General features: G+C 68.5%; 7 protein-coding genes and 1 pseudogene. 7 read left to right on the top strand and 1 reads right to left on the bottom strand.

What is annotated here, in order from left to right; all coding sequences use genetic code 11:
• From A5708_RS22760 to xerD, 6 genes and pseudogenes are all read left to right on the top strand, one after another.
• Nucleotides 1-217: pseudogene (locus A5708_RS22760) on the top strand (DNA repair protein RecN); the annotation flags it as partial.
• A 113-nt stretch (nt 218-330) separates the two neighbouring features.
• A complete protein-coding gene (steA, locus tag A5708_RS22755; protein ID WP_065030782.1) occupies nt 331-1,512 on the top strand; it encodes a putative cytokinetic ring protein SteA in 1,182 nt (393 codons plus the stop codon).
• Nucleotides 1,513-2,457 carry a copper transporter gene (locus tag A5708_RS22750; protein WP_065030781.1) on the top strand — a complete coding sequence of 315 codons (945 nt, stop codon included), beginning with the start codon at nt 1,513-1,515 and terminating at the stop codon, nt 2,455-2,457.
• A gap of 122 nt (nt 2,458-2,579) precedes the next feature.
• On the top strand, nt 2,580-4,331 hold the full coding sequence (locus A5708_RS22745; RefSeq protein ID WP_065030780.1) for a CTP synthase: 1,752 nt from the start codon (nt 2,580-2,582) through the stop codon (nt 4,329-4,331).
• Nucleotides 4,324-4,947 carry an NUDIX domain-containing protein gene (locus A5708_RS22740; RefSeq protein WP_065030779.1) on the top strand — a complete coding sequence of 208 codons (624 nt, stop codon included), beginning with the start codon at nt 4,324-4,326 and terminating at the stop codon, nt 4,945-4,947. The genes A5708_RS22745 and A5708_RS22740 overlap by 8 nt, the downstream gene beginning before the upstream one ends.
• The gene (gene xerD / locus A5708_RS22735; protein WP_064885479.1) at nt 4,944-5,885 is read left to right on the top strand and encodes a site-specific tyrosine recombinase XerD; all 942 of its coding nucleotides are present in this window, start codon (nt 4,944-4,946) and stop codon (nt 5,883-5,885) included. Before A5708_RS22740 ends, xerD begins: the two co-directional genes overlap by 4 nt.
• Nucleotides 5,886-5,889: 4 nt before the next feature.
• Here the strand turns inward: xerD and A5708_RS22730 are convergent, their stop codons facing one another.
• A complete protein-coding gene (locus A5708_RS22730; RefSeq protein WP_065030778.1) occupies nt 5,890-6,645 on the bottom strand; it encodes an O-methyltransferase in 756 nt (251 codons plus the stop codon).
• A gap of 224 nt (nt 6,646-6,869) precedes the next feature.
• Here A5708_RS22730 and A5708_RS22725 point away from each other — a divergent pair.
• A partial coding sequence (locus A5708_RS22725) for a ParA family protein (protein ID WP_065030777.1) occupies nt 6,870-7,457 on the top strand: 588 nt, incomplete at its 3' end.

Genomic DNA, 7,457 nt, shown 5'->3' with positions numbered 1-7,457 from the left:
CATCGTGGTGACGCACCTGCCGCAGGTCGCGGCGTACGCCGACGTGCACCTGGTGGTGCACGGCGCGGGGCCGAAGGGGACCAGCGTGGTGCGGCGGGTCGCCGACGACGAGCGGGTGGCCGAGCTGGCCCGGATGCTGGCCGGGCTGGGCGAATCCGACAGCGGCCGCGCGCATGCCCGCGAGCTGCTGGACGCGGCGCAGAAGGATGAGATCTAACCGCAGGGAACAAGTAATACAGATGTGACTAATGGGACTCTAGATAACTTATGAGGCTAATGTTACGGCGCGCCTCCCGTCCCCGCCGCAGCTTCGCGGACAGAATCGCCCCCATGAAGATGTCAGGCCTGCTTTCCCGTAACCCCGCCCGGCCGGGCCTCGTCGGCACCGCCCGCGTTGACCGGAACATCGACCGCCTGCTGCGCCGCGTCTGCCCCGGCGACATCGTGGTGCTCGACGTCCTGGATCTGGACCGCATCACGGCGGACGCGCTGGTGGAGGCCGACGCCGCCGCGGTGGTCAACGCGTCTCCGTCGGTGTCGGGCCGCTACCCGAACATGGGCCCGGAGGTGCTGGTCAACAACGGGGTGACCCTGATCGACGAGGCCGGACCCGACATCTTCAAGAAGGTCAAGGACGGCTCCAAGATCCGCCTGCACGAGGGCGGGGTGTACGCCGGTGACCGCAGGCTGGTCCGCGGGACCGAGCGCACCGACCACGACATCGCCGACCTGATGCGCGAGGCCAAGAGCGGGCTGTCCGCGCACCTGGAGGCCTTCGCCGGCAACACGATCGAGTTCATCAAGAGCGAGAGCCCGCTGCTGATCGACGGCATCGGCATCCCCGACGTCGACGTCGACCTGCGCCGCCGGCACGTGGTGATCGTCGCCGACGAGCCCAGTGCCGCCGAGGATCTGCGCTCGCTCAAGCCGTTCATCAAGGAGTATCAGCCGGCGCTGATCGGCGTCGGCACCGGCGCGGACGTCCTGCGCAAGGCGGGCTACCGCCCCCAGGTCATCGTCGGTGACCCGGACCAGATCAGCACCGACGCGCTCAAGTGTGGCGCCCAGGTGGTGTTGCCCGCCGACGCCGACGGGCACGCGCCCGGGCTGGAGCGGATTCAGGACCTCGGCGTCGGGGCGATGACGTTCCCGGCCGCGGGCTCGGCGATCGACCTGGCCCTGCTGCTGGCCGACCACCACGGCGCAGCGCTGCTGGTGACGGCCGGCCACACCGCCAACATCGAGACGTTCTTCGACCGCACCCGCGCGCACAGCAACCCGTCGACCTTCCTGACCCGGCTGCGGGTCGGCGAGAAGGTGGTGGATGCCAAGGCCGTGGCCACCCTGTACCGCAATCACATCTCGGCGGGCGCCATCGCGCTGCTGGCGCTGACCATGTTGATCGCCGTCATCGTGGCGCTGTGGGTGTCGCGCACCGACGCCGCGGTGCTGCACTGGGTCACCGACTACTGGAACCACTTCTGCCTGACGGTGCAGAAGTGGGTCACCTAGATGATCTCGTTGCGTCAACATGCCTTGTCGCTGGCGGCCGTCTTCCTGGCGTTGGCCGTGGGGGTCGTGCTGGGCTCCGGCTTCCTGTCGGACACCCTGTTGTCCAGCCTGCGTGACGAGAAGCGGGACCTGAACGCGCAGATCACCGGGCTCAACGACCAGAAGAATGTGCTGAACGAAAAGCTCAGCGCGGCAAACAATTTCGACACCCAACTGGCCGGGCGGATGGTACACGACGCGCTGGGCGGCAAGACGGTGGTGGTGTTCCGCACGCCGGACGCCACGGACGACGACGTGGCCGCGGTGTCGAAGTTCATCGGTCAGGCCGGCGGGACGGTGACCGGAACGGTGGCGCTGACGCAGGAGTTCGTCGAGGCCAACTCGGCGGAGAAGTTGCAGACGGTGGTGAATTCCTCGGTGCTGCCCGCGGGTCAGCAGCTGAGCACCAAGCTCGTCGACCAGGGTTCGCAGGCGGGTGACCTGATGGGCATCGCCCTGCTGGCCAACGCCAACCCGGCGGTGCCGGCGGTGGACGACGTCGCGCGCAACACCGTGCTGGCGGCGCTGCGCGATACCGGCTTCATTACCTATCAGGCAACCGATCACATGGGCGCGGCCAACGCCGCGCTCGTCGTCACCGGCGGCTCGCTGCCCCAGGACGCCGGCAACAAGGGCGTCAGCGTGGCGCGGTTCTCGGCCGCGCTGGCCCCGCACGGCTCGGGCACCCTGCTCGCCGGGCGCGACGGTTCGGCGACCGGAGGCGCCGCAGTGGCGGTGACGCGTGCCGACGCCGGGATGAACTCCGCGATCAGCACGGTCGACGACGTCGACGCCGCCCCGGGCCGCATCACCGCGGTCCTGGGCCTGCACGACCTGCTGGGCGGCGGGCACGCCGGGCAGTACGGCACCGGTCACGGGGCGACGTCAATCACGGTGCCCCAGTAGCGGGCGTGTTAGCCGCGACACAGCGCGGTGGATGTTAGGGTGGGTTTCCGTGGGTCGGCAGGCCCATCTAGTTATTCGCTAGAACAATTTTCACGCCCTGCCCGTCTTCACGGAGGTCGCCTGTGCGAAAGCACCCGCAATCCGCCACCAAGCACCTCTTCGTCAGCGGGGGCGTCGCTTCCTCGTTGGGCAAGGGGCTGACCGCCAGCAGCCTTGGTCAGTTACTGACGGCCCGCGGGTTGTACGTGACGATGCAAAAGCTCGATCCGTACCTCAACGTCGATCCGGGCACCATGAACCCGTTCCAGCACGGCGAGGTCTTCGTCACCGAGGACGGCGCCGAAACCGACCTCGACGTCGGCCATTACGAACGGTTCCTGGATCGCGACCTGTCCGGCTCGGCGAATGTCACTACGGGGCAGGTCTATTCGACGGTCATCGCCAAGGAGCGGCGCGGCGAGTACCTCGGCGACACCGTCCAGGTGATTCCACACATCACCGACGAGATCAAAGCGCGCATCATGTCGATGGCTCAGCCCGACGCCGAGGGCAATCGGCCCGACGTGGTCATCACCGAGATCGGCGGCACCGTCGGCGACATCGAGTCGCAGCCCTTCCTGGAGGCCGCGCGGCAGGTTCGTCATGACGTCGGCCGGGAGAACGTCTTCTTCCTGCACGTCTCGTTGGTGCCCTACCTGGCCCCGTCCGGCGAGCTCAAGACCAAACCCACCCAGCACTCGGTGGCCGCGCTGCGCAGCATCGGTATCACCCCGGACGCGCTGATCCTGCGTTGCGACCGTCCCGTCCCCGAGGCGCTGAAGAACAAGATCGCGCTGATGTGTGACGTCGACATCGACGGCGTCATCTCCACGCCGGATGCGCCGTCGATCTATGACATTCCGAAGGTGCTGCACCGCGAGGAACTCGACGCCTATGTGGTGCGCCGCCTGAGCCTGCCGTTCCGCGACGTCGACTGGACCGAGTGGGACGATCTGCTGCGCAGGGTGCACGAGCCCCACGAGACGGTCCGAATCGCCTTGGTGGGCAAGTATGTTGACCTGTCCGACGCTTACCTCTCGGTGACCGAGGCGCTGCGCGCCGGCGGGTTCAAACACCACGCCAAGGTGGAGCTGGTGTGGGTGCCCTCCGACGACTGCGAGAGCCCGGCCGATGCCGCGTCGGCACTGGGCGACGTGCACGGCGTGCTGATCCCCGGCGGGTTCGGCATCCGCGGCATCGAGGGCAAGATCGGCGCCATCCGCTACGCCCGCACCCGGGGGCTGCCGGTGTTCGGCCTGTGCCTCGGCCTGCAGTGCATCGTGATCGAGGCCGCCCGCTCCGCGGGTCTGACGCAGGCCAATTCGGCCGAATTCGACCCCGAGACACCCGATCCCGTCATCTCCACGATGGCCGACCAGGTCGACATCGTCGCCGGCGAAGCCGACCTGGGCGGCACCATGCGGCTGGGCGCCTACCCCGCGGTGCTGGAACCGGAATCGATTGTGGCCCAAGCCTATGGCGCCACGGAGGTGTCCGAGCGCCACCGGCACCGCTACGAGGTCAACAACTCCTACCGCGACAAGATCGCGGAGAGCGGGTTGAGGTTCTCCGGGACGTCTCCGGACGGCCACCTGGTGGAGTTCGTCGAGTACCCACCGGACGTGCACCCGTTCATCGTCGGCACCCAGGCTCATCCCGAGCTGAAGAGCCGGCCCACCCGGCCGCACCCGTTGTTCGTTGCATTCGTCGGCGCGGCCATCGACTACAAGGCGGGCGAGCTGCTGCCGGTGGAAATCCCGGAGCAGTCCTCGAACGGCATCCAGCACCGGGACAGCGCTGCGCGGCCTATACCTGAGCCCGCGACCCGTGGCTGACCACGTCTTCGAGACGGCGTCATCCGAAACGCTGTACACCGGAAAGATTTTCGCGCTGCGCACCGACCGGGTGCGGATGCCCGGTGGCAAGGTCGTGACCCGGGAGATCGTCGAACATTTCGGTGCGGTCGCCGTGGTCGCGATGGACGACGACGGCAACATTCCGATGGTCTACCAATACCGGCACGCGTTCGGCCGGCGGCTGTGGGAGCTTCCCGCCGGACTGCTCGATGTCCACGGCGAGGCCGCCCATCTCACCGCGGCACGCGAGCTGATGGAAGAGGCGGGGCTCAAGGCCGAAACCTGGGCGGTGCTCGTCGATCTCGACTCCACCCCGGGCTTCAGCGACGAGTCGGTGCGAGTGTATCTGGCCACCGGCCTGACCCGGGTCGACCGGCCCGAGGCGCACGACGAAGAAGCCGACATGACAGTGGAGTGGTATCCGCTGGCCGACGCCGCCCGCAAGGTGCTCAGCGGTGAAGTCGTCAATGCCATTGCCGTGGCCGGGATTTTGGCCGCCCACGCCGTGACGACGGGGTTCGTGCAGCCGCGTCCGGTGGACAGCCCGTGGCAGGACAAGCCGAAGGCGTTCGCAGCGCGTAAGGCCGCGCAATGACAACGGTGGCGCTGGACACGCAGTTGCAGGGCTACCTTGACCATCTCACGATCGAGCGCGGCGTCGCCGCGAACACCCTGAGCTCGTACGGCCGCGACCTGCGCCGCTACACAAAACACCTGTCGGACCGCGGAATTCACGATCTGGCCAAGGTGGGCGAGAACGACGTGAGCGAGTTTCTGGTGGCATTGCGCCGCGGCGATCCCGACACCGGGGTCGCCGCGCTGTCGGCGGTGTCGGCGGCGCGGGCGCTGATCGCGGTGCGCGGCCTGCATCGGTTCGCCGCCGCGGAAGGGCTGGCCGAACTCGACGTGGCGCGCGCGGTCCGCCCGCCGACGCCGGGCCGCCGGCTGCCCAAAAGCCTGACCATAGACCAGGTGCTGGCGTTGCTGGAGGGCGCCGGCGGCGAGAGCCCGGCCGACGGTCCGCTGACGCTGCGCAACCGGGCGCTGCTCGAACTCCTGTACTCCACCGGCGCCCGGATCTCCGAAGCCGTCGGCCTCGACGTCGACGACGTCGACACGCACGCCCGGTCGGTGTTGTTGCGCGGCAAGGGCGGCAAGCAGCGGCTGGTGCCGATCGGGCGCCCGGCCGTGGCCGCGCTGGATTCCTATCTGGTGCGGGGGCGTTCGGAGCTGGCCCGCCGCGGGCGCGGGACGCCGGGCATCTTCCTCAATGTGCGCGGCGGGCGGCTGTCGCGGCAGAGCGCGTGGCAGGTGCTGCAGGACGCGGCCGAGCGCGCCGGGATCACCTCGGGGGTGTCGCCGCACATGCTGCGGCATTCCTTCGCCACTCACCTGCTCGAGGGCGGCGCCGACGTGCGGGTCGTGCAGGAGCTGCTCGGCCACGCCTCGGTGACGACGACGCAGATCTACACCATGGTCACCGTGCACGCGCTGCGCGAAGTGTGGGCCGAGGCCCACCCGCGGGCGCAGTAGTCGCTCAGTCGCCGAGGTAGTCGGACTCCAGCACCAGGTCGGACAGCATCGTCTGGTACTCGACGTGTGCCTTATGCTCGACGGTGTCGAATCGCTTGCCCTGCTGGCGGTGCATGTACTCGCGGTACTTCGGCGCGCCGGGTATCCGGACGTTGTCGGCGACCACGATCGAACCCGGATGCAGCCAGCCCCGCTCCACGATGCTCGTCAGGTCGGCGAGGTAGGCGTCCTTGTCGTGGTCGAGGAATACGAAATCGAGTGTGCCATCGGCGAATCCGTGCTCGTTGGCCAGCGCGTCCAGGGTGCGCCCACCGTCGCCGATGGTGCCGACGACACACGTCACCCGGTCGGCGACGCCGGCGTGCGCCCAGATCTGGCGGGCGTTGGCGGCGTTGGCCTCGGCGAGTTCGACCGAGAACACCTTGGCCTTCGGGGCGGCCCGGGCGATGCGCAGGGCGCCGTAGCCGCAGTAGGTGCCCAGCTCGAGCGCGAGCGCCGGATCGGCGCGCCGCACGGCGGCGTCGAGCAGTAGCCCCTTCTCGTCGCCGACGTTGATCAGCAGCGATTTCTCGTAAGCGAACCTGTCGATGGTGGCCAGCACGTCGTCGATGTCGCCGGCCCGCGCGTTCTGCAGCACGTACTCGACGGCGGCCGCTTCCCGCCCGTCACCGATTTGGCCGGTGGTGGTGATGTTCTGAGCGCCGGCGGCCATGCGCCAGACCGACCAACGCAACAGAGGTATCCGTCGCTTCAGGTTCATAGACGCCACGATAGGCCGGTGGTGTTGCCGGCCGACCCGGCCGCAAGGGCCTTGGGCCCCCGGAAAGTGGTGCTGCTGTGACTGGAGTGAATAGGCTGTCGGGATGTGCGTTCTACCACCGATTTTTCCCCGTATTGGCTGGTTAATTGCCTGCGGGTCGCCGAGTTTCGCGCGATGAACCCGTTAGACTTTCCGACGATGTTCACCTCCCGAACACCCCCGCCATGACCGAGCAGCCGGACAACGGCGTCGAGCTCGGTCTGACCGGGCGGCCGCCGCGGGCGATCCCGGAGCCACAGCCGCGCACCTCGCACGGCCCGGCCAAAGTCGTCGCCATGTGCAACCAGAAGGGCGGCGTCGGGAAGACCACGTCGACCATCAATCTGGGTGCCGCGCTCGCCGAGTACGGCCGCCGGGTGCTTTTGGTGGACATGGACCCGCAGGGCGCGCTGTCCGCCGGCCTGGGCGTCCCGCACTACGAGCTGGAAAAGACCATTCACAACGTCCTGGTCGAACCGCGGGTGTCGATCGACGACGTGCTGCTGCAGACCCGGGTCAAGCACATGGATCTGGTGCCCAGCAACATCGACCTGTCGGCCGCCGAGATCCAGCTGGTCAACGAGGTGGGGCGCGAGCAGACGCTGGGTCGCGCGCTGCACCCCGTGCTGGACCGGTACGACTACGTGCTGATCGACTGCCAGCCGTCACTGGGCCTGCTCACCGTCAACGGCCTGGCCTGCGCCGACGGCGTGGTGATCCCGACCGAGTGCGAGTACTTCTCGCTGCGCGGGCTGGCGCTGCTGACCGACACC

Source organism: Mycobacterium colombiense (assembly GCF_001672755.1).
GTDB classification, from domain to species: Bacteria; Actinomycetota; Actinomycetes; order Mycobacteriales; family Mycobacteriaceae; genus Mycobacterium; species Mycobacterium colombiense_C.
This window is presented reverse-complemented; position numbering and strand designations above follow the sequence as displayed.